This is a genomic window from Ralstonia sp. ASV6, assembly GCF_016429285.1.
GTDB lineage: Bacteria > Pseudomonadota > Gammaproteobacteria > Burkholderiales > Burkholderiaceae > Ralstonia > Ralstonia flaminis.
On record NZ_JAELUI010000538.1, the window covers coordinates 1 to 322 of the forward strand.

Sequence of the window (322 nt, forward strand, 5' to 3'; positions counted from 1 at the left end):
AAATCTCCGAAGGCCAGGGCCTGTCGGTCACGGTGCGCAAGGGCGAGATCGAGACCATCGAGCAGAACCGCGACAAGATCGTCGGCGTGACAGTCATGCTCGGCAAGAAGCGCGGCAATGCCAGCACCTGTCTCTTATACACATCTGACGCTGCCGACGAAGGCCGTGGAGTGTAGATCTCGGTGGGCGCCGGAGCAGTAAAAAGGGGGGGGGGGGGGGGGGGGGGGGGGGGGGGGGGGGGGGGGGGGGGGGGGGGGGGGGGGGGGGGGGGGGGGGGGGGGGGGGGGGGGGGGGGGGGGGGGGGGGGGGGGGGGGGGGGGGG

1 pseudogene is annotated in these 322 nt (G+C 74.5%); it reads left to right on the forward strand.

The window, feature by feature from the left end:
• Positions 1 to 125 (forward strand): annotated as a pseudogene (locus JHD73_RS28435) (PmbA/TldA family metallopeptidase); the annotation flags it as partial.
• Positions 126 to 322: the final 197 nt, after the last annotated feature.